Source organism: Ectopseudomonas toyotomiensis (assembly GCF_900115695.1).
In the GTDB taxonomy this organism is placed as follows: domain Bacteria; phylum Pseudomonadota; class Gammaproteobacteria; order Pseudomonadales; family Pseudomonadaceae; genus Aquipseudomonas; species Aquipseudomonas toyotomiensis.
Genome location: NZ_FOXK01000001.1, coordinates 180798 through 201093 on the forward strand (window position 1 = coordinate 180798; position 20296 = coordinate 201093).

General features: G+C 63.4%; 19 protein-coding genes. 14 read left to right on the forward strand and 5 right to left on the reverse strand.

All coding sequences use genetic code 11. The annotated features are described in order from the left end of the window. Positions 1–6 precede the first annotated feature (6 nt). Positions 7–2520: a penicillin acylase family protein gene (locus BM186_RS00930; protein WP_074913073.1), complete on the forward strand. Its 2514-nt coding sequence runs from the start codon at positions 7–9 to the stop codon at positions 2518–2520. A 515-nt stretch (positions 2521–3035) separates the two neighbouring features. Here the strand turns inward: BM186_RS00930 and BM186_RS00935 are convergent. Further along, complete coding sequence (locus BM186_RS00935; protein ID WP_074913075.1) at positions 3036–3728, reverse strand: NUDIX domain-containing protein; 693 nt, start codon at positions 3726–3728, stop codon at positions 3036–3038. A gap of 141 nt (positions 3729–3869) precedes the next feature. On the opposite strand from BM186_RS00935, the gene BM186_RS00940 reads away from it, so the two are divergent. Genes BM186_RS00940 through nadE form a run of 3 tightly spaced genes read left to right on the forward strand, consistent with a single transcriptional unit; the run spans position 3870 to position 6548 of the window. Next, entirely contained in the window at positions 3870–4514 is a 645-nt protein-coding gene (locus BM186_RS00940; RefSeq protein WP_074913077.1) for a nicotinamidase, read from the forward strand. Further along, positions 4511–5710: a nicotinate phosphoribosyltransferase gene (gene pncB / locus BM186_RS00945; protein ID WP_074913079.1), complete on the forward strand. Its 1200-nt coding sequence runs from the start codon at positions 4511–4513 to the stop codon at positions 5708–5710. Before BM186_RS00940 ends, pncB begins: the two co-directional genes overlap by 4 nt. Before the next feature lie 10 nt (positions 5711–5720). Then, positions 5721–6548, forward strand: coding sequence for an ammonia-dependent NAD(+) synthetase (gene nadE / locus BM186_RS00950; RefSeq protein WP_074913081.1), 828 nt, complete (start codon positions 5721–5723; stop codon positions 6546–6548). Between the two features lie 60 nt (positions 6549–6608). Here nadE and BM186_RS00955 read toward each other — a convergent pair whose 3' ends face one another. Then, positions 6609–6821: a hypothetical protein gene (locus tag BM186_RS00955; RefSeq protein ID WP_074913083.1), complete on the reverse strand. Its 213-nt coding sequence runs from the start codon at positions 6819–6821 to the stop codon at positions 6609–6611. 131 nt (positions 6822–6952) lie between these two features. Continuing rightward, positions 6953–7519 carry a dCTP deaminase gene (dcd, locus tag BM186_RS00960; protein ID WP_004423764.1) on the reverse strand — a complete coding sequence of 189 codons (567 nt, stop codon included), beginning with the start codon at positions 7517–7519 and terminating at the stop codon, positions 6953–6955. Positions 7520–7819: 300 nt separating this feature from the next. On the opposite strand from dcd, the gene BM186_RS00965 reads away from it, so the two are divergent. Beyond that, positions 7820–8029: a cold-shock protein gene (locus tag BM186_RS00965; RefSeq protein WP_003245585.1), complete on the forward strand. Its 210-nt coding sequence runs from the start codon at positions 7820–7822 to the stop codon at positions 8027–8029. 457 nt (positions 8030–8486) lie between these two features. Here the strand turns inward: BM186_RS00965 and apbC are convergent, their stop codons facing one another. Then, positions 8487–9575: an iron-sulfur cluster carrier protein ApbC gene (apbC, locus tag BM186_RS00975; RefSeq protein WP_045734447.1), complete on the reverse strand. Its 1089-nt coding sequence runs from the start codon at positions 9573–9575 to the stop codon at positions 8487–8489. Positions 9576–9737: 162 nt separating this feature from the next. On the opposite strand from apbC, the gene metG reads away from it, so the two are divergent. The 9 genes from metG (at position 9738) to BM186_RS01020 (ending at position 19136) form a co-directional block, all read left to right on the forward strand. Further along, positions 9738–11774 (forward strand): methionine--tRNA ligase, encoded by a 2037-nt coding sequence (gene metG, locus BM186_RS00980; RefSeq protein ID WP_074913087.1) that lies wholly within the window; start codon positions 9738–9740, stop codon positions 11772–11774. A 119-nt stretch (positions 11775–11893) separates the two neighbouring features. Continuing rightward, on the forward strand, positions 11894–12478 hold the full coding sequence (gene rsxA, locus BM186_RS00985) for an electron transport complex subunit RsxA (protein ID WP_074913089.1): 585 nt from the start codon (positions 11894–11896) through the stop codon (positions 12476–12478). Beyond that, a complete protein-coding gene (gene rsxB, locus BM186_RS00990; protein ID WP_074913091.1) occupies positions 12475–13050 on the forward strand; it encodes an electron transport complex subunit RsxB in 576 nt (191 codons plus the stop codon). The genes rsxA and rsxB overlap by 4 nt, the downstream gene beginning before the upstream one ends. Continuing rightward, entirely contained in the window at positions 13047–15686 is a 2640-nt protein-coding gene (rsxC, locus tag BM186_RS00995; protein WP_074913093.1) for an electron transport complex subunit RsxC, read from the forward strand. Before rsxB ends, rsxC begins: the two co-directional genes overlap by 4 nt. Positions 15687–15836: 150 nt before the next feature. Further along, positions 15837–16868, forward strand: a complete 1032-nt coding sequence (locus BM186_RS01000; protein WP_074913095.1) for an RnfABCDGE type electron transport complex subunit D — start codon at positions 15837–15839, stop codon at positions 16866–16868. Positions 16869–16870: 2 nt separating this feature from the next. Next, the gene (gene rsxG, locus BM186_RS01005) at positions 16871–17506 is read left to right on the forward strand and encodes an electron transport complex subunit RsxG (RefSeq protein ID WP_074913097.1); all 636 of its coding nucleotides are present in this window, start codon (positions 16871–16873) and stop codon (positions 17504–17506) included. Beyond that, positions 17503–18210 carry an electron transport complex subunit E gene (locus tag BM186_RS01010; protein ID WP_072422677.1) on the forward strand — a complete coding sequence of 236 codons (708 nt, stop codon included), beginning with the start codon at positions 17503–17505 and terminating at the stop codon, positions 18208–18210. The genes rsxG and BM186_RS01010 overlap by 4 nt, the downstream gene beginning before the upstream one ends. Beyond that, a complete protein-coding gene (gene nth / locus BM186_RS01015) occupies positions 18207–18845 on the forward strand; it encodes an endonuclease III (protein ID WP_003245598.1) in 639 nt (212 codons plus the stop codon). Before BM186_RS01010 ends, nth begins: the two co-directional genes overlap by 4 nt. Positions 18846–18956: 111 nt before the next feature. Beyond that, positions 18957–19136 carry a PA3496 family putative envelope integrity protein gene (locus BM186_RS01020; RefSeq protein WP_017677837.1) on the forward strand — a complete coding sequence of 60 codons (180 nt, stop codon included), beginning with the start codon at positions 18957–18959 and terminating at the stop codon, positions 19134–19136. A 44-nt stretch (positions 19137–19180) separates the two neighbouring features. Here the strand turns inward: BM186_RS01020 and BM186_RS01025 are convergent, their stop codons facing one another. Then, entirely contained in the window at positions 19181–20248 is a 1068-nt protein-coding gene (locus BM186_RS01025; protein WP_239690021.1) for a GGDEF domain-containing protein, read from the reverse strand. Positions 20249–20296 lie beyond the last annotated feature (48 nt).

Consider the following 20296-nt stretch of genomic DNA (forward strand, 5'->3'; position numbering starts at 1 on the left):
TTCGCCATGCGCGCGCTGGCCCGCCTGACTCTTGCCGCCTCACTGATCAGCCTCGCCGGCTGCCAGTCCCTGCTCAACAGCCGTTATGCCGACAGCGTGCCACCTACCCGTGGCGTTGAGCGCATCCAGGGCGTGGCCGAGAGTGCGTCGGTGCGGCGTAACGCACTCGGCATGCCGCTGATCGAATCGAGCAATTTTCACGACGCGCTGTTTACCCTGGGCTACGTGCATGCCGGTGACCGCCTCAGCCAGATGATCGGCATGCGCCTGCTGGCTCAAGGCCGCCTGGCCGAGATGGCGGGGCCCGGCGTGCTGGAAATGGACCGTTTCATGCGCGCGGTCAACCTGAAAAAGAACGCAGAAATTCTCTACGCCGACGCCTCGCCGCGCCTGAAACGTTTCTTCGAGGTCTATTCGCGTGGCGTCAACGCCTATATGTTCCGCTACCGTGATCGTATGCCGATGGATCTGGCCGAGTCCGGCTACCGTCCCGAGTACTGGAAGCCCGAGGACTCGGTGCTGCTGTTCTGCCTGCTCAACTTCGGCTTGGCGGTGAACCTGCAGGAAGAGATCGCCGCGCTGACCATGGCCCAGCAGGTGGGCACCGACAAGCTGCCCTGGCTGCTGCCGATCTACCCGGACGAACCGCTGCCCTTCGCCGAGGCGGAAAAACTCGCCGGACTCGACCTCAAAGGCCAATTGCCAGGCCTGCAGGCGATTTCCCGCACAACCGCGCAGATCGCCGAACAACACATGCTCGGCGTCGCCGCCTCGAACAACTGGGCCATCGCCCCGCAGCGTAGCCGTGGCGGCAAGAGCCTGCTGGCCAATGACACGCACCTGCCACTGAGCATGCCCTCGCTGTGGAATTTCGTGCAGATCCGCTCGCCCAAATACCAGGCTGCGGGCGTGTCCCTGGCGGGCGTGCCGGCTGTGGTCGCCGGCTACAACGGCAAGCTGGCGTGGGGCATGACCATGGTCATGGGCGACAATCAGGACATCTACCTGGAGCGCATCAAGCGCGAAGGCAGTCGCCTGATGTACCAGGCCGACGGCAAGTGGCTGCCGGTCAGCGAACGCCAGGAGACCTTCTTCATCAAGGGCCAGCGCCCGATCCGCGAAACGCTTTACGAGACCCGCAACGGGCCGCTGCTCAACTCGGTACTGGGCGAACGCAAGCATATGCTGCAACCCCTGGCGCTGCAGAGCGGCTACGGCCTGGCGCTGAAAACCACCCAGTTCGAGCGTGACCAGAGCCTCGACGCCTTCTTCGACCTGTCGCGAGCACAGTCGGTGGACCAGGCCTTCGAGGCGACGCGGGAGATCCGCGCCATGCCGCTGAACATCGTCTTCGCCGACGCCCAGCATATTGGCTGGCAGGTCACCGGGCGCTACCCGAATCGCCGCGAAGGTCGTGGCCTGCTGCCCTCCCCTGGCTGGGACGAGCGCTACGCCTGGGACGGCTTCGCCGACCCGATGCTGCACCCTTACGATCAGGACCCGCCGCAAGGCTGGCTGGGCACCGCCAACGAACGTAGCGTGCCGCCCGGTTACGGCATGCAGCTGTCCAGCTCCTGGTACTACCCGGAACGCGCCGAACGTATCGCCGAGCTGGCCGGCAATGGCCGTCACGATGGCCGCAGAATGATCGCCATGCAGTACGACCAGACCTCACCCTTCGTCGCCAAACTGCAGGCCATGTTCAATGAGCCGGCCATGCACGACTCGCTGCGCCAGGCCATCGCGGCCCTGCCGGCTGGCCAGCGCGCACGTGCTGATGAAGCCCTGAAGCGCCTGCTGGCGTTCGACGGCAAGCTTGCCGCCAGTTCGGCCGATGCCGCCATTTACGGCGCCTTCCTGCATGAAAGCGCACGGCAGATCTTCCTCGACGAGCTGGGCCCGGACGACAGCCCGGCATGGAAGGCGCTGGTGCAAACCGCCAACACCTCCTACTCGGCGCAGGCCGATCACCTGCTTGGGCGTGCCGACAGCCCGTTCTGGAACGACATCCGCACGCCAGTGCAGGAAGACAAGCCGACCATTCTGGCGCGTAGCCTGGCCGCCAGCATCGAGCTGCTGGAAAGTCGATTGGGCGCCGAGCGGCGCAACTGGCAATGGGGCAAACTGCACACCTATGAGTGGGTAACCGACACCACGCGCATGGCGCCTTACATGAGCGCCAGCCAGCGCACCAGCATCAACGCCCTGAAAGGTTATCTGGATCGCGGCCCCTATCCGGCCGGGGGCGACCACAGCACGCTGAACGTCTCCGCCTACGCCTGGGGCCAGGATTTCAACACTTTCCTGATTCCGGCCATGCGCATCGTGGTGGATTTCGCCGCGGACGAACCCTTGGTCGGCGTCAACAGCTCGGGCCAGTCCGGCAACCCCGCCAGCCCACACTATGCTGACGGCATCGAGTCATGGCTCAAAGGCGGCTATATGAGCTTCCCGTTCAAGGCACAGAACCTGGACAAGGTCTACGGCAACCAGCGCCTGTTGCTCATGCCGGCCAAGTAATGACCGTTCGTCGGGCGGCGCTGAACCTTTCCCTCAGCGTCCCACTCTGAGTAATCGACTTACTCCATAGATCATCGTTTTAAGGCGCCCCTGGCGCCTTTTCTTTTGCCTGAAGAAAAAAGATGGCTTTTTTCCATCACCGAATGGAACTTCCCGGACGACGCAGGCTCAGAGACTATGCATCGATTGAAATGCTCCCCTGGCGCCTCTGGCGCCTATTTTTTTGCCTGCAATTCAGAGAGCGCCTGCTAGGGTCTGTTGCGGTTTCGACGCTAGCCGCGTTGCTGCGCCAAATTGCGCCACGCGAGGCGCGGGATGCAGGTAATGGTCGTTCCCTTGCCAAATCCCACAACGACGCATGGCGCAATTTGCCGCGCAACCCGAAGGGACGGGCCAGTTTTTGCGTGGTACGTCGTTACTCGACGGCTCATTTGGGCAACCAAACTTCGCGTCTCGCGCCTAGCCCCACGCAACAACTGGCTCCGTCGCGACCGTGCGCGAAACGGCAACAGCCCCTAAGCCAGCAGGCTGCGGTCGAAGATAAAGGCCTCAGCCTCTTGCGGACGATGCTCCAGCAGGTTCTGTGGCCGCCCCATCTTCGGATAATTCTTCTCGCCGGTATCACTGATCCAACCCTGCGCCTTCATCCGTTCCAGCCTCCCGCGCAAGGTGGTGTGCTGCACCGGCTCGCCCAGACAAGCCTGGAATGCCGTCAGCGCTTCGGTCACGGTAAATCGCGGCGCCAGCAGGTACAGCGGCAGCGAGCTGTACACCGACTTGCCGCGCAGCCGCTCGGCTGCCAGGCGCACCAATTGCGTATGGTCGAATGGCAACGCCTGCTGCCCTGCAGTGACGCGCGACAGATCGACGAAGCGCAAACTTTCATCCTGCGGCTCGGCGTCGGGTGCCAGCAGCGCCAGATAGCAGGTGCTCAGCGACCAGCCACGTGGATCTCGCAGACCATTACCCACCGTCGCCACCTGCTCCAGATACTGCGGTTGCAGGCGTGCCTTGTCCGCCAGCGCACGGGCTGCGGCGGCGTCCAGGCTGGCATCGGCGCAACGACCGTTGACCAGCACGCCCGGTAGCGCCCATTGCCCGGCGTAGGGTTCGCGCTGGCGACGCAGCAGCAGCACCTGCAACGCCCCCTCCTCGCTCAGGCGCAGGGCAACGATATCCACCCCGGCCAGCACTTCCACTGCACTCATCCCGTCCCTTGCTCCTTCATCTACTTATTTCATCTTGACCAATAACTCATATTTTTTCACGCAGGATTTGGTGAAAACGCTTGACTACATATTTCATCAGATGAAATATGTAGTCACTCACCCACGAGAAGGAGGCGCACCATGAAGATCGCCAGCTTCGACGTCGACGCCCAGAAAGGCTTCACCCCGCTATGCCCCAGCGAGCTCCCCGTACCCGAGGGCGATGCCATCGTCCCGGCGCTGAACCAACTGGCCGCACGCGCCCAGCTGCGCATCGGCAGCAAGGATGCCCATAGCCCGCAGGCGGCCTGGGTCGTCGACACACACGATGAGATGCTGCGCCCCCTGCCGCTGGCCAATGCCGACCTGACCTGGGTCAGCCACTGCGTACCTGGTACACCCGGCTTCGAATTGCTCGATGGCCTGCCAGCGCCGCTGGATTACGACTACTTCGTGTGGAAAGGTGTTGAGCCGGACCTGCACCCTTACGGCGCCTGCTATCACGACCTGGCCGAGAAGCGCAGCACGGGCGTGATCGAATTTCTTCGGCAAAATGGCGTCGACCTTGTACTGGTCGGCGGCCTGGCCCTGGACTACTGCGTCAAGACCACCGCCCTGCAACTGCGTCGCGCCGGCTTCGAAGTGATCGTGTATCTGCCGGCCTGCCGAGCCATCGCCAGCGAAACGGCTGAAACCGCCTGCCTCGCCATGCGCGAACAGGGCATCACACTGGCTGCCAGCCTGGAACAGCTGGATGGCACCCTCGCCAAGGAGAACCTGCGATGAGCGAGAGCATCTTCGCCAACCGCACCGTACAGAATCTGTTGGACACCGATTTCTACAAGCTGACCATGATGCAGGCGGTGCTGCACAACTACCCCAATGCCGAGGTGGAATGGGAATTCCGCTGCCGCAGCAGCGAGGATCTGACGCCCTATCTGGCCGAGATCCGCTACCAGATCGAACGCCTCAGTGAGCTGAGCCTGAGCGTCGACCAGCTGGCCTTCCTCGAACGCATCCCGTTCATCAAGGCGGACTTCATTCGTTTTCTAAGCCTGTTCCGCTTCAACCTGCGCTACGTGCACACCAGCATCGAAGACGGCCAGTTGAGCATCCGTCTGCGCGGCCCCTGGTTGCACGTGATCCTCTTCGAGGTGCCGCTACTGGCCATCGTCAGCGAAGTGCGCAACCGCTATCGCTACCGTGAAGTGCTGCTGGAGCAGGCTGCCGAGCGCCTGTACGAGAAGCTCGACTGGCTCAAGGCCGAAGCCTCGCCGAGCGAACTGGCCGGCTTCCAGCTGGCTGATTTCGGCACCCGCAGGCGCTTCTCCTACCGCGTACAGGAGCAGGCGGTACACATACTCAAGCGCGATTTCCCCGGTCGCTTCGTCGGCACCAGCAATGTGCACCTGGCCCGCGAGTTCGACCTCAAGCCCATTGGCACCATGGCCCACGAATGGCTGATGGCGCACCAGCAGCTCGGTCCACGGCTGATCGACAGCCAGATCGCCGCGCTCGACTGCTGGGTGCGCGAATACCGCGGTTTGCTGGGCATCGCCCTGACCGACTGCATCACCATGGATGCCTTCCTGGCCGATTTCGACCTGTACTTCGCCAAGCTCTTCGACGGCCTGCGCCATGACTCCGGCGACCCACTGGTGTGGGCGGAAAAAGCCATCGCCCACTACGAGAAACTCGGCATCGATCCGATGAGCAAGACCCTGGTGTTCTCCGACGGGCTCGACCTGCCCAAGTCGCTGCGGCTCTACCGTGCACTTTCCGGGCGAATCCACGTAAGCTTCGGGGTCGGAACCAACCTGACCTGCGACATCCCCGGCGTCGAGCCGATGAACATCGTGATCAAGATGATCGCCTGCAACGGTCAACCGGTAGCGAAGATTTCCGATACGCCCGGCAAGACCCAATGCCGCGACGAGAACTTCGTCCATTACCTGAAACACGTCTTTCGCGTGACCCAGTGAGGAGCCAGACATGAGCAACCGCCAAGCCGAAATCGCCGCCGCCCTCGACGTGGTGCCGCCATTCGCCGACGACGCTGCGCTGAGTGCAGAAATCGAGCGGCGCAAGACCTTCATCAAGAACACCCTGAAGAATTCCGGCCTCAAGGTGCTGGTCCTGGGCATCAGCGGCGGCGTCGACTCGCTGACCGCCGGGCGCCTGGCCCAGCTTTCGGTCGAGGAGCTGCGTGCCGAAACAGGCGAGACTGCGTACCGCTTCATCGCCGTGCGCCTGCCGCACAACGCTCAGCACGACGAGCATGACGCCCAGGATTCGCTGAAATTCATCTGCGCCGATGAACAAGACACGGTAAACATCGCCGACAGCGTCTCCGGCCTCGGCGAGCAGGTCACTCATTTACAGAAACTCAGCGACGCCCGCCGCGATTTCGTCGTCGGCAACATCAAGGCACGCATCCGCATGGTTGCCCAGTTCGCCATCGCCAACGCCAACAATGGCCTGGTGATCGGCACCGATCACGCTGCCGAGGCGGTGATGGGTTTTTTCACCAAGTTCGGTGACGGCGCCTGCGACCTCGCTCCGCTGTCCGGCCTGGTGAAGAATCAGGTACGTGCCATTGCCAAGCACCTGGGTGCTCCGCAGCACCTGGTGATGAAAACGCCGACCGCTGACCTGGAAGAGCTGCGCCCAGGCAAACCAGACGAGGAGGCGCATGGCGTCACCTACGCCGAAATCGACGCCTTCCTGCATGGCGAGAAAGTCAGTGACGAGGCCTATGCCACCATCGTTCGCACCTACGACAACACACGCCACAAACGCGAACTGCCGCTGGTGCCCTGAGCGCCGCAGGGCGGAAAGAAAGAGCCGGGCATCGCCCGGCTTTTTCGTCTGCACTGCAAATCAATGCCACTCCCCGGCAATGCGCTCTGCTGGCGCGGCGAGGCGCTCGAAAACCTCACGTGGCCGACACTGGGCCACCGGCGCCGGCGGCGGTTGATCGGGCAATGTCGGCTCACCCGGCTCCTGCGGCGGCACGGGTCTTCCTGGCTGATCAGGGATATCGGGTTCGGGCTGGCCGGGAATTCCTCCCGCATTGAGATCGAGCAAAGACATGAGTCGTTCTCCTGAACGTGGGCTGTTGTAGATGGAGCCCCACAGGAGCAGGAAATTCAGGCTATCCGACCAAACGCTAGCGCGCACAAAAAAGCCGGGCTAAGCCCGGCATTCTGGCAACGCTTCGGCGATCAGGCCTTGGGTAGGGTTACCCCGGTCTGACCCTGGTACTTGCCACCACGATCACGGTAGGAAACCTCACAGGCCTCGTCGGACTGCAGGAACAGCATCTGCGCCACACCCTCGTTGGCGTAGATCTTCGCCGGCAGGTTGGTGGTATTGGAGAATTCCAGGGTCACGTGGCCTTCCCACTCCGGCTCCAGCGGCGTGACGTTGACGATGATGCCGCAACGCGCATAGGTGCTCTTGCCCAGGCAGATGGTCAGCACGTCACGCGGAATACGGAAGTACTCGACGGTACGCGCCAGGGCGAAGGAGTTAGGCGGAATGATGCAAACGTCGCTCTTGATGTCGACGAAGCTCTTCTCATCGAAATTCTTCGGGTCGACGATGGCCGAGTGGATATTGGTGAACACCTTGAATTCATCGGCGCAACGTACATCGTAGCCGTAGCTGGAAACACCGTAGGAGATGACGCGACTGTCGTCGGCACCGCGCACCTGGCGCTCGACGTAGGGCTCGATCATGCCGTGTTCCTGGGCCATGCGGCGAATCCACTTGTCCGATTTGATGCTCATGGCGAGGTGTCCTGAGTGGGCGGTTACGAAAAAAGTGAGCGCATCTTACCGATGCAGGCGCCACGCTTCAAAGAGTGCCGGCGCGCCCATCAGTCATTATTTGCAAAAAAGCTGCATCGAGCATTCGCACTTGGCGATAAAAACACGTATGGTGTGCCCACTGTGCTGCATGTGTCACCGCGAATCGCTACTAGATGCCTAGATCTCGATCCAAACATCGTCCGACTCCTAGTACTCGTTGCACTCAGTCCCGGCCTGGGCTTTTCCAGGGCTGTTATTACTTTTGTTAGGAGACATCACATGTCCAATCGTCAGACTGGCACCGTCAAGTGGTTCAACGATGAGAAAGGCTACGGCTTCATCACCCCGCAATCCGGTGACGACCTCTTCGTACACTTCAAAGCCATCCAGAGCGATGGTTTCAAGAGCCTGAAAGAAGGCCAGCAAGTATCCTTCGTGGCCACCCGTGGTCAGAAAGGCATGCAGGCTGAGGAAGTTCAGGTTATCTAACCTGCACTACCCTGCTTGAGAAAGAGCCCCGCCTAGTGCGGGGCTTTTTTGTGGGTGTTTACACGCCTTGTAGGAGCGGATTTATCCGCGAAATCGCGGCTGAAGCCGCTCCAAAGCAGCTTTCCGTAGGAGCCCCGCCCCGGGGCGAAGCTTTTCAAATTTGCGCCGCCCTGATTCGCGGCGGGGCGCCGCTCCTACAGATTCGATCCGCCGGCGCTTGAACTGAGTCGGGTGGTAGAGCTGCGCAGGATGCCCACGCCGCAGGGCAATTGGAAAGCCAAGTCAGGACCGAGTCGCCTGCATGGCCCTCTCCCGCCCTTCGGGCGCCCCGCTCCGCGCCCCGGCCTGATCGCTTCGCGATCAGGCGCTCATAGGCGCAGGAAGCGATGCTTCCAAAACGCGCCTCTTCGCCCCATAAATGGGAGAGGGTCATCAGAGGGCCGCTGCGCAGCCGCTATTAGTCCTCACTGATCTCGATGCTGGGCATCGCCGGCTTGCCAGCCAGGGCGATGCGCGCGCCGACCTTGCGCGCCAGGTCCTGGTAGATCATGGCGATCTGGCTTTCCGGATCGGCAATGGTGGTCGGCTTGCCATCATCGGCCTGCATGCGGATGGCCATCGACAGCGGCAACGAGGCCAGCAGCTCGACGCCATACTGTGCAGCCAGCTTCTCACCGCCACCCTCGCCGAACAGGTGCTCGGCATGACCGCAGTTGGAGCAGATGTGCACGGCCATGTTCTCCACCACACCGAGCACCGGGATATGCACCTTGCGGAACATCTCCACGCCTTTCTTGGCATCGAGCAGGGCCAGGTCCTGCGGCGTGGTGACGATCACGCTACCGGCCACCGGCACCTTCTGTGCCAGGGTCAGCTGGATGTCGCCGGTGCCCGGCGGCATGTCCACCACCAGGTAATCGAGGTCGTTCCAGGCGGTCTGGGTGATCAGTTGCAGCAGCGCACCGCTGACCATCGGCCCGCGCCAGACCATCGGCGTGTTGTCGTCGGTGAGAAAGGCCATGGACATCACCTGCACGCCATGGGCTTCGAGAGGCACGAACCATTTCTGATCCTTCACCTGCGGCCGCGTGCCCTCGGCGATGCCGAACATGATGCCCTGGCTGGGGCCGTAGATATCGGCATCAAGAATACCAACGCGCGCGCCTTCACGCGCCAGCGCCAGTGCCAGGTTGGCTGCGGTGGTGGACTTGCCCACCCCGCCCTTGCCCGAGGCCACGGCGATAACGTTTTTCACCCCAGCCAGGGCCGGCACCTGCGCCTGCCCCTGGTGCGAGTCGATCACGCAATCGACCTGCACCCGCGCACCGTCGACACCATCGAGGTTCTCCAGCGCCATCTGCAGCATCTGCGCCCAACCGTTCTTGAACAAACCGGCGGCGTAGCCCAGCTCCAGGCGCACAGATACGCGTGCGCCCTGGATGTCGACCTCGCGCAGGCAACCGGCACTGACCGGGTCCTGATCGAGATGTGGGTCGGTGAACTGACGCAGACAGGCTTCGACCGCTTCGCGGGTGACGGCACTCATGCATGGACTCCAGAAGGCAGCAGAAAAACAGGCCGGCATAATAGCAGCAGCACCGAGCCATGCGCGGTACATCGACCACGCTTACCCGGTGCAGGTGGCTTGCAGCCTGCCGCTGCTTTATAGTTGCCGACTTCCCTCGTTTTACCAGTGCAGCCGATCACCATGACCGAAGCCCGCAAGATTCTCGTTACCAGCGCCCTCCCCTACGCCAACGGTTCCATCCACCTTGGCCATATGCTCGAGTACGTGCAGACCGACATGTGGGTGCGCTACCAGAAGCTGCGTGGCAATCAGGCCATCTACGTCTGTGCAGACGATGCGCACGGTTCGGCGATCATGCTGCGCGCCGAGAAAGAAGGCATCACCCCCGAGCAGCTCATTGCCAACGTACAGGCCGAGCACACCGCCGACTTCGCCGACTTCGGCGTGGACTTCGACAACTACCACTCCACCCACTCGGAGGAAAACCGCGAGTTGTCGGCGTCGATCTACCTGGCGCTGCGCGACAAGGGCCATATCGCCACCCGCGCGGTGACCCAGTACTTCGACCCCGAGAAGGGCATGTTCCTCGCCGACCGTTTCATCAAGGGCACCTGCCCGAAATGTGACACCGAGGATCAGTACGGCGACAACTGCGAGAAATGCGGTGCCACCTATGCACCGACCGAGCTGAAGAACCCGCGCTCGGCCATCTCCGGCGCGGTGCCGGTGCTCAAGGAGTCGCAGCACTTCTTCTTCAAGCTGCCGGACTTCGAAGCCATGCTCAAGCAGTGGACGCGCTCCGGCGCCCTGCAGGAAGCGGTGGCCAACAAGATCGCCGAGTGGCTCGACGGCGGCCTGCAGGAGTGGGACATCAGCCGTGATGCGCCCTACTTCGGCTTCGAGATTCCCGGCGAGCCGGGCAAGTACTTCTACGTCTGGCTGGACGCGCCGATCGGCTACATGGCCAGCTTCAAGAACCTCTGCGCGCGCCGTCCGGAGCTGGACTTCGACGCATTCTGGGGCAAGGATTCCACCGCCGAGCTGTATCACTTCATCGGCAAGGACATCGTCAACTTCCACGCCCTGTTCTGGCCGGCCATGCTCGAAGGCGCGGGCTACCGCAAGCCCACCGCGGTCAATGTGCACGGCTACCTGACGGTCAACGGGCAGAAGATGTCCAAGTCGCGCGGCACCTTCATCAAGGCACGCACCTACCTGGACCACCTGAACCCGGAATACCTGCGCTACTACTACGCCTCCAAACTGGGCCGTGGCGTCGACGATCTGGACCTGAACCTCGATGACTTCGTGCAGAAGGTCAACTCGGACCTGGTCGGCAAAGTAGTGAATATCGCCAGCCGCTGCGCCGGTTTCATCCACAAGGGTAACGATGGCCTGCTGGTCGCCGCCAACCCGGAGCCGGAGCTGTGGGACGCCTTCCAGGCCGCAGCGCCGAGCATTGCCGAGGCCTACGAAGCACGTGATTTCTCCCGCGCCATGCGCGAGATCATGGCGCTGGCCGACCGCGCCAATGCCTGGATCGCCGACAAGGCGCCCTGGGCCCTGAACAAGGTCGAAGGCAAACAGGCCGAGGTGCAGGAAATCTGCGCGCTGGGCATCAACCTGTTCCGCCAGTTGGTAATCATGTTGAAACCCGTGCTGCCGAAGCTGGCCGCCGATGCCGAAGCCTTCCTCAATGTGAAGCCGCAAACCTGGGCCGACCTGTCGCTGCCGCTGGCCAACCATCAGTTCAACCCGTTCAACCCGCTGCTCACCCGCATCGAGCCGGCGAAGATCGAAGCCATGGTCGAAGCCTCCAAGGAAGACCTGGCCGCCGAAGCGTCCAAGCCACAGGGCAATGGTGAACTGGCCAAGGACCCGCTGGCCGCCGAGATCAACTTCGACGCCTTCGCCGCCGTCGACCTGCGTATCGCCCTGATCGAGAAGTGCGAGTTCGTCGAAGGCGCCGACAAGCTGCTGCGCCTGTCGCTGGATATCGGCGACGAGAAGCGCAACGTGTTCTCCGGCATCAAGTCCGCCTACCCGGACCCGAGCAAGCTGGAAGGCCGCCTGACCCTGTACGTCGCCAACCTGGCGCCGCGCAAGATGAAGTTCGGCATCAGCGAAGGCATGGTCCTGGCCGCCGGCCCCGGTGGCGAGGAAATTTACCTGCTCAGCCCGGACAGCGGCGCCAAGCCGGGCCAGCGCGTCAAGTAAGCCCCAGCTAGGCTTATAGGCGTCGAACAAGCCGGCCAATGCCGGCTTGTTTGCATCTACGCGCTTCCCGATAATAGGCGCCCTTTTCCTATGGCCTTTGCGCACTCGACGGCAATCCGATGACCGAACTCGTCCTGATCATGGTCAGCGCCATCCTGGTCAACAACTTCGTGTTGGTGCAGTTCCTCGGCCTGTGCCCGTTCATGGGCGTGTCGAAGAAGATCGAAACAGCCATCGGCCTGTCCCTGGCCACCACCTTCGTGCTGACCCTGGCCGCCATGTGCAGCTACCTGGTGCAGCAGTACGTGCTCAAACCGCTGGACCTGGAATACCTGCGCACCATCAGCTTCATCCTGGTGATCGCCGTGACCGTGCAGTTCACCGAGATGGTGGTGAACAAGACCAGCCCACTGCTGTATCGCGTGCTGGGCATCTTCCTGCCGCTGATCACCACCAACTGCATCGTCCTCGGCGTCGCCCTGCTCAACGCCAACAAGGCCGAGTTCACCTTCATCACCGCCACTGCCAACGGCTTCGCCGCAGGCCTGGGCTTCTCCCTGGTGCTGGTGCTGTTCGCCGCCATGCGCGAACGCATTGCCATCGCCGACGTGCCGAAGTCCTTTCAGGGCGCGGCCATCGGCATGATCACCGCCGGTCTGATGTCGCTGGCCTTCATGGGCTTTGCCGGGTTGATCAAGCTATGAGCCTGGTTCTGGTCGCCGTCCTCGCCCTGCTCGGCCTGTGCCTGATCGCCGGCGCCATCCTCGGTTTTGCTGCGGTGCGCTTCAAGGTCGAGGGCGACCCCATCGCCGAGCAGATCAACGCCTTGCTGCCGCAGACCCAGTGCGGCCAGTGCGGCTACCCGGGCTGCAAGCCCTACGCCGAGGCGATCGCTGGCGGCGACAAGATCAACAAGTGCCCACCTGGTGGCGAGGCGACCATCCAGGCGCTGGCCGACCTGCTGGACGTCGAACCCGAGCCGCTGGATGCTGTGGAAGGCGAGAAGCCGCAGATGGTCGCGTTTATCCGCGAAGCAGAATGCATTGGCTGCACCAAGTGCATCCAGGCCTGCCCGGTGGACGCCATCGTCGGCGCGGCGCGGCAGATGCACACGGTCATCGTCAGCGAGTGCACCGGCTGCGACCTCTGCGTCGAGCCGTGCCCGGTGGACTGCATCGACATGATCGAAGTCAGTAGCACCGTGCAGAGCTGGAAATGGGACAAACCGCTGGCGCCCGGCCAGTTGATCGCCAGCGACCGGGAGCAGGCGGCATGAGCGCGCAGGAAAAGATCTGGGATATCCCGGGTGGCATCCACCCTGCCGAGCGCAAGGAGCTGTCCAACCGCACGCCGATCCAGCAGGCGCCGCTGCCCAAGCGCCTGGTCTTGCCGCTTGGCCAGCATATCGGTGCAGTCGCCGAACCCTGCGTGGTCGTCGGCCAGCGCGTGCGCAAGGGCGAGAAGATCGCCGAGGCCAACGGCTTCGTCAGCACGCCGCTGCATGCCCCCACCTCCGGCACCGTCAGCTTTATCGGCCCGCAGCCCTACCCGCACGTCTCCGGCATGCTGGCACCGGCCATCGTCATCGACAGCGACGGCCTGGACGAGTGGGACGAACTGACGCCCCATGCCGACTACCGGCATATGGAATCGGCCGAGCTGCTGGCGCTGATTCGCGAGGCCGGTATCAGCGGCCTGGGCGGTGCCGGCTTCCCCACGGCGGTCAAGCTCACGGCACGGCCAACGCAGAAGATCCATACGCTGATCATCAACGGCACCGAATGCGAACCCTATATCACCGCCGACGACCTGCTGATGCGCGAGCGCGCCGGCGAGCTGGTTTCCGGCATCGATATCCTGGTGCAGCTGATCCAGCCCGATCAGGTGCTGATCGGCATCGAGGACAACAAGCCCGAGGCCATCGCCGCGGTGCGCGGCGCCTGCAGCGAGCGCAGCTACCAGGTGCGGGTGTTTCCCACCAAGTACCCCTCCGGCGGCGAGAAGCAGCTGATCCAGATTCTCACCGGTGTCGAAGTGCCCTCAGGCGGGCTGCCGGCCGATATCGGCATCCTCTGCCAGAACGTCGGTACCTGCGTGGCCATCCATGACGCCGTTTTGCTGGGCAAACCACTGATCTCGCGCATCACCACCCTGACCGGCGAGGCACTGGCGCGCCCCGGCAACGTCGAGGCGCTGCTCGGCACGCCGGTGGGCGAGCTGCTGCAGTTCGCCGGGCTGGACACCAGCAAACTCAATCGCCTGATCATGGGCGGACCGATGATGGGCTTTACCCTGCCCAGCCTCGAGGTGCCGCTGATCAAGACCAGCAACTGCCTGCTGGCCAGCACCGCCGTCGAACTGCCGCCACCACCGCCGGCCATGCCCTGCATCCGCTGCGGCGAGTGCGCCGAGGCCTGCCCGGCCAGCCTGCTGCCGCAACAACTGCACTTCTTCGCCCTGGGTCAGGAGCACGAGCAGCTCAAGGCGCACAACCTATTCGATTGCATCGAATGCGGCGCCTGCGCCTACGTCTGCCCATCGAGCATTCCGCTGGTGCAGTACTACCGCGCAGCCAAGGCGGAAATCCGCGAACTGGAACAGAAGCAGCTCAAGGCCGAACACTCCAAGCAGCGCTTCGAGCAGCGCCAGGAACGCCTGCGCCGCGCCGAGGAGCAGAAGGAAGCCGAGCGCAAGGCCCGTGCCGAAAAAGCCGCCCGCACCAAGGCGGCGCAGGCCGAGGCACCGGCTGTGGCAGCGACCTCCCCCGCAGACGAAGCGCTGAAGAAACTCAAGATCGAAGCCAGCATGGCCCAGGTCGCGCTGAAGAAGGCGGAAAAACAGCTGGCTGCCCACGACACGCCCGAACTGCAGGCGCAGGTCAGCGAGCTGCGCGCCGCTGCCGAAGCCGCGCAAAAGGCCTTGGCCGACGCACAGGCAGCTGCACCAGCCCCGAAGCCCAAGCCCGCCGGCGACGAAGCGCTGAAGAAGGCCAAGATCGAAGCCGCCATGCTCAAGGCCCAGCTGCGCAAGCTGGAAAAGATCGAAAACCCGGACGACGACCAGCAGGCCGAACTCGCTCGTCTGCGTCAGCAACTGGAAGCCGCCGAGAAGGTCCTGGCCGATCTGGAGAGCCAGACACCCGCCCCAGCCGCCAAACCCGCCGGTGACGATGCCTTGAAAAAGGCCAAGATCGAAGCGGCCATGCTCAAGGCGCAGCTGCGCAAGCTGGAGAAGATCGAACCCCCGGACGACGAGCAACAGGCCGAACTCGCCCGTCTGCGCCAGCAACTGGAAGAAGCCGAGAGAGCCCTGGCCGATCTGGAGAGCCAGACACCCGACCCAGCCGCCAAACCCGCCGGTGACGATGCCTTGAAAAAGGCCAAGATCGAAGCGGCCATGCTCAAGGCGCAGCTGCGCAAGCTGGAGAAGATCGAAACCCCGGACGACGAGCAACAGGCCGAACTCGCCCGTCTGCGCCAGCAACTGGAAGAAGCCGAGAGAGGCCTGGCCGATGTGGAGAGCCAGATACCCGCCCCAGCCGCCAAATCCGCCGGTGACGATGCCTTGAAAAAGGCCAAGGTCGAGCTGGCGATGAAACGCGCCGAACTGAAGAAGGCCGAGAAGGCCGGCGCTGACGAAGCCACTCTGCAGCCGCTGCGTGATGCCCTGGCCGCTGCCGAACAGGCCCTGCACGCCGCCGAGGCGGCCTCGGGCAAGCCTGCCCCGGAACTGGTACGCACCGAACGGCCTGGTGTGGATGCCGAGCTGAAAGCCTTGAAAACCGAAGTGGCCTTTGCTCGCGCCGACCTGCGCAAGCTGGAACGGGACGACAACGCCGCCGCCGATGCACTGGAGCAGGCAAGCACTCGTCTGAGCGAAGCCGAACGCAAGCTGGCCGACTATCAGCCGTAACGATCATCCCGGATTGCATCCGGGCTACACGCAATAATCCGTCGCATCGGAGCATCCGGGCGGCACAGACAACCGTAGCCCGGATGCAATCCGGGGAATGAACACCACTGCGATCAGTACGAACGCAGTAACAGAACCACCGGAGCGCCGATGGCCCTGCCCCGCATCACATCGCCCCACGCCAAGGGCAGCAACCGCACCCAGCAGGTCATGCTGCAGGTGCTGCTGGCCACTGTGCCGGGCATCCTCGCGCTGACCTGGCTGTTCGGCGCCGGCACCCTGTTCAACCTGGTCTGGGCCAGCCTCTGCGCGCTGGGCTTCGAGGCCGCCTTGCTGGCAGCGCGCCAACGCCCGCTGGCCTTCTTCCTCAAGGACTACAGCGCCCTGGTCACCGCCGTGCTACTGGCCCTGGCCCTGCCGCCCTACTCGCCCTGGTGGCTGACCCTGATCGCCTGCGGCTTCGCCATCGGCTTCGGCAAGCAGCTATATGGCGGCCTCGGGCAGAACCCCTTCAACCCGGCCATGGTCGGCTACGTGGTGGTGCTGATCTCCTTCCCGGTGGAAATGACCAGTTGGCCTGCGCCACACGGCGTCGCCGCGCTGGACGGTCTCAAGCACATCCTCGGCATTGCCAACCTGCCCGACGGCTGGGCCCAGGCCACCGCGCTGGACGCATTGAAGGTCAACAAGAGCCTGACCATCGACGAGCTACGCGCTAGCAATGTGGCCTTCGGCCACTTCGGCGGCGCCGGCAGCGAGGCGGTCAACCTGGCCTTTCTCGCCGGCGGCCTGTACCTGCTGCACAAACGCCTGATCACCTGGCACGCGCCAGTGGGGATGCTCGCCGCGCTGTTCGTCATGAGCCTGCTGTTCTGGAACGGCAGCGGCTCGGATTCCAACGGCTCGCCGCTGTTTCACCTGCTGACCGGCGCCACCATGCTCGGCGCCTTCTTCATCGTCACCGACCCGGTGTCCGGCGCTACCAGCAATCGCGGGCGCCTGGTGTTCGGCATCGGCGTCGGTGTACTGGTCTACGTGATCCGCGCCTGGGGCGGCTACCCGGACGCGGTGGCCTTCGCCGTTTTGCTGATGAACCTGGCGGCGCCGACCATCGATTACTACACCCGGCCGCGCAGCTACGGCCATCGCAAGCCCAATAGCGGCTTCAAGCTGGGAGAATGAGCATGCTGCCGGAAATCAGCCGCTCGATGCTGAAGAACGCCCTGGTGCTCGGGCTGTTCGCCATTGGCACCGTCGGCAGCGTCGCCCTGCTGCAACAGGGCACCGCCACGCGTATCGCCGCCGCCGAGCGCGAAGCGCAGGTGCGCGCCCTGGCCGAGATCCTGCCGGCCGGCAGCTATGACAACCACCTGCTGGACAACCGCATCGAGCTCAACGCCCCCGAGCTGGGCCACCGCAGCCCGCAGTCGGCCTACCTGGCCTTGAAGGGCGAGCAACCCAGCGCGCTGATCCTGCCGGTGACCGCACCGGATGGCTACAGCGGCGCCATCCACCTGCTGGTGGGCATCTTCGCCGATGGTCGCCTGGCTGGCGTACGTGTGCTCAGCCACCGAGAAACCCCGGGGCTGGGTGACAAGATCGAGCTGGCCAAGAGCGACTGGGTGCGCAGCTTCGAGGGCAAGTCCCTGAGCACCCCCGGCGAAGACGGCTGGGCAGTGAAGAAGGATCGCGGCGAGTTCGACCAGTTCGCCGGCGCCACCATCACCCCGCGCGCCGTGGTCAAGGCCGTGCACGGCGCCCTGCGCTACTTCGACAAGCACCGCGCCCAACTGCTGGGCCTGGCGGAGGACGAACAATGACCAGTTACCGCGAAATCAGCTTCAACGGCCTGTGGAAGAACAACCCGGCGCTGGTGCAGCTGCTCGGCCTGTGCCCGCTGCTGGGGGTGAGCAACTCCACGGTCAACGCCCTCGGCCTGGCCCTGGCCAGTGCGGTGGTGCTGGTGTGCTCCAATACCGCCGTGTCGCTGGTCCGCGGCGTCGTCAATACAGCCGTGCGTCTACCTGCCTTCGTCATGATCATTGCCGCGCTGACGACCTGCATCGAACTGCTGATGCAGGCCTACACCTATGAGCTGTACCAGATTCTCGGCATCTTCATCCCGCTGATCACCACCAACTGCGTGATTCTCGGCCGCGCCGACGGCTTCGCCGCCAAGCATGACCCGGCCCGCGCCGCCTATGACGGCCTGATGATGGGCCTGGGCTTCGGCGTGGTGCTGGTGCTTATCGGCGCCATCCGCGAGCTGCTCGGTACCGGTGCACTGTTCGCCAACATGCACCTGCTGTTCGGCCCGATTGCCGCCGAGTGGAAGCTCACCCTGGTGCAGGACTACAAGGGCTTTCTGCTGGCCATCCTGCCGCCGGGCGCCTTTATCGTCCTGGGCCTGCTGATCGCCGGCAAGAACCGCATCGATCAGATCGCCGCGGAACGGGCCAAGGCCGCCGCGCCCGAGCTGCCTGCACAAAGCCGCCGCGTTCGCGTTACCGGAGTCATCGAATGAACGCAGCCAAACGTCTGGAAATCTTCCGGCGCCTGCACGAGGACAACCCCGAGCCGAAGACCGAACTGGCCTACAGCACGCCCTTCGAGCTGCTGGTGGCGGTGACGCTATCGGCCCAGGCCACAGACGTCAGCGTCAACAAGGCCACGGCCAAGCTGTTTCCGGTGGCCAATACGCCGGAGGCCATCTACGCCCTGGGCGTCGAGGGACTTTCCGAGTACATCAAGACCATCGGCCTTTACAACAGCAAGGCGAAGAACGTCATCGAGGCCTGCCGCATTCTCATCGAGAAACACGGCAGCCAGGTGCCGGACAACCGCGAGGACCTCGAAGCCCTGCCAGGCGTCGGCCGCAAGACTGCCAACGTGGTGCTCAACACCGCCTTCCGCCAGCTGGCCATGGCCGTGGACACGCATATTTTTCGCGTCAGCAACCGCACCGGCATCGCGCCGGGCAAGAACGTGGTGGAGGTGGAGAAGAAGCTGCTCAAGTTCGTGCCCAAGGATTATCTGCTCGACGCCCATCACTGGCTGATCCTGCACGGGCGCTATGTTTGCACCGCGCGCAAACCGCGTTGTGGCGCCTGCCGCATCGAAGATCTGTGCGAGTACAAGGCCAAGACATCCGACGATTGATCGACCATAGAATCTGGCGATCTCCTGATTGAAAAAATCTTTTTTACCCGCTCTATTTTTGCCGCTATAAGGTGCGCAAACGGCCCCAGTAACTGGCCTGGAGTGGAATAGATGAGCACTGACAAAGAAGATCTCGAGCTGGACGAAGACTTTGTCGCGGAAGAATCGGACGATGCCGAGCCTGCGGTAGAAGTCGCCAAGACCAACCTGACCAAGCGCCGCATCATCGACAACTTCCTCGAAGAACGTCGCCTGCACAAACAGCTGGCCGAATACGACTTCGATATCTGAACGCGCCGCGCAAGAAGCCCCGCCAACCGCGGGGCTTTTTCGTTTCAGCTCACCGCGCGCAAGGCGCGCCGCGCGCACTTGTTGGCGTACATCGCCGCATCGGCTTGCACCAACAGACTATCGAGTCCCTCGTCGGGATTCAGCGACGATTCGCTGATCCCCATGCTCATTGATAGTCTCTGACCGGCTCCGCCCTCTCTGCCACGCAATGCCTGCTCAAGACGCCGCAGCACCTCTTCGCTATCGCTGTAGTCGCTGGCCAGCACGACGAACTCATCGCCGCCCAGGCGAGCGATCACGTCGGTGGTACGGAACTGGGTCTTGAGCACTTCGGCCGCCGCCCTGAGCAAACGATCCCCGGCACCATGGCCGAAGCGATCATTGACCGGTTTGAGATCATCGAGATCGGCGTACAGCAACAGGCAACGGCCCTTGCGCCGCTGCGCCGCACGCAGTTCGCGTTCGGCCAGCAGGCGAAAACCGCGACGGTTGTACAGCCCGGTCAACTCATCGGTCAGCGACAGCTGGCGCACCGCCTGCTCGGCCAGCTGGCGTTCACGCACCTCGTCCTGCAAGCGCCGATTGGCCTCGGCCAGTTGCGCCGTGCGCTCTTCTACACGCTGCTCCAGCTCGGCATAGACCTGGACATTCTCCAGGGCCACCGAGGTGGAGTCGGCCAAGGCCTGCAGCAGCTGAATCTGCTCGTCGGAGGCCTGATAAGACTCCGCCCAATAGGTGCCAATGGCGCCGATCGGCTCCAGGGTCCGGATGGGCACCATGACCAGACTCTTGACGAAGGTAGGCCGATACACCTCATGGGGAATGCGCGAGTCGACATAGATATCGGGGATCACGGCGGCGCGGCGGTTGAGCATGGCCCAACCGCTGATACACGCACTGAGGGGGAAACGCTGGCCCTTCCACAAGGGTGAGATGGCGTCCTCATCGCGATAGAAACATTGCTGCCCATCGCGCAGAACGAAGGTAGCGCCGTCGGCCCCGGTCAGCTCGCGGGCCACGCTGCGGACAATCTCCGCCACACGGTCCACGTCCTTCGCCATCGACAGCTCCTGAACCACGCGAATAAGGCGCAAGGCCTTGGGATCAGCCATCATGGGGCACCTCGCCGATCAGCGAATAGCCACTATCTTTGTAAGCAT

Excerpts from the sequence above, each read along its gene's own strand:
- BM186_RS01010 (WP_072422677.1), top strand. The coding sequence starts at position 17,503 with ATGACCAGTTACCGCGAAATCAGCTTCAACGGCCTGTGGAAGAACAAC.
- rsxC (WP_074913093.1), top strand. The coding sequence starts at position 13,047 with ATGAGCGCGCAGGAAAAGATCTGGGATATCCCGGGTGGCATCCACCCT.
- rsxA (WP_074913089.1), top strand. The coding sequence starts at position 11,894 with ATGACCGAACTCGTCCTGATCATGGTCAGCGCCATCCTGGTCAACAAC.
- BM186_RS00935 (WP_074913075.1), bottom strand. The coding sequence starts at position 3,728 with ATGAGTGCAGTGGAAGTGCTGGCCGGGGTGGATATCGTTGCCCTGCGC.
- pncB (WP_074913079.1), top strand. The coding sequence starts at position 4,511 with ATGAGCGAGAGCATCTTCGCCAACCGCACCGTACAGAATCTGTTGGAC.
- BM186_RS01020 (WP_017677837.1), top strand. The coding sequence starts at position 18,957 with ATGAGCACTGACAAAGAAGATCTCGAGCTGGACGAAGACTTTGTCGCG.
- rsxB (WP_074913091.1), top strand. The coding sequence starts at position 12,475 with ATGAGCCTGGTTCTGGTCGCCGTCCTCGCCCTGCTCGGCCTGTGCCTG.
- BM186_RS00955 (WP_074913083.1), bottom strand. The coding sequence starts at position 6,821 with ATGTCTTTGCTCGATCTCAATGCGGGAGGAATTCCCGGCCAGCCCGAA.
- BM186_RS01025 (WP_239690021.1), bottom strand. The coding sequence starts at position 20,248 with ATGGCTGATCCCAAGGCCTTGCGCCTTATTCGCGTGGTTCAGGAGCTG.
- BM186_RS00965 (WP_003245585.1), top strand. The coding sequence starts at position 7,820 with ATGTCCAATCGTCAGACTGGCACCGTCAAGTGGTTCAACGATGAGAAA.
- BM186_RS01000 (WP_074913095.1), top strand. The coding sequence starts at position 15,837 with ATGGCCCTGCCCCGCATCACATCGCCCCACGCCAAGGGCAGCAACCGC.
- metG (WP_074913087.1), top strand. The coding sequence starts at position 9,738 with ATGACCGAAGCCCGCAAGATTCTCGTTACCAGCGCCCTCCCCTACGCC.
- BM186_RS00940 (WP_074913077.1), top strand. The coding sequence starts at position 3,870 with ATGAAGATCGCCAGCTTCGACGTCGACGCCCAGAAAGGCTTCACCCCG.
- nadE (WP_074913081.1), top strand. The coding sequence starts at position 5,721 with ATGAGCAACCGCCAAGCCGAAATCGCCGCCGCCCTCGACGTGGTGCCG.
- dcd (WP_004423764.1), bottom strand. The coding sequence starts at position 7,519 with ATGAGCATCAAATCGGACAAGTGGATTCGCCGCATGGCCCAGGAACAC.
- apbC (WP_045734447.1), bottom strand. The coding sequence starts at position 9,575 with ATGAGTGCCGTCACCCGCGAAGCGGTCGAAGCCTGTCTGCGTCAGTTC.
- rsxG (WP_074913097.1), top strand. The coding sequence starts at position 16,871 with ATGCTGCCGGAAATCAGCCGCTCGATGCTGAAGAACGCCCTGGTGCTC.
- nth (WP_003245598.1), top strand. The coding sequence starts at position 18,207 with ATGAACGCAGCCAAACGTCTGGAAATCTTCCGGCGCCTGCACGAGGAC.
- BM186_RS00930 (WP_074913073.1), top strand. The coding sequence starts at position 7 with ATGCGCGCGCTGGCCCGCCTGACTCTTGCCGCCTCACTGATCAGCCTC.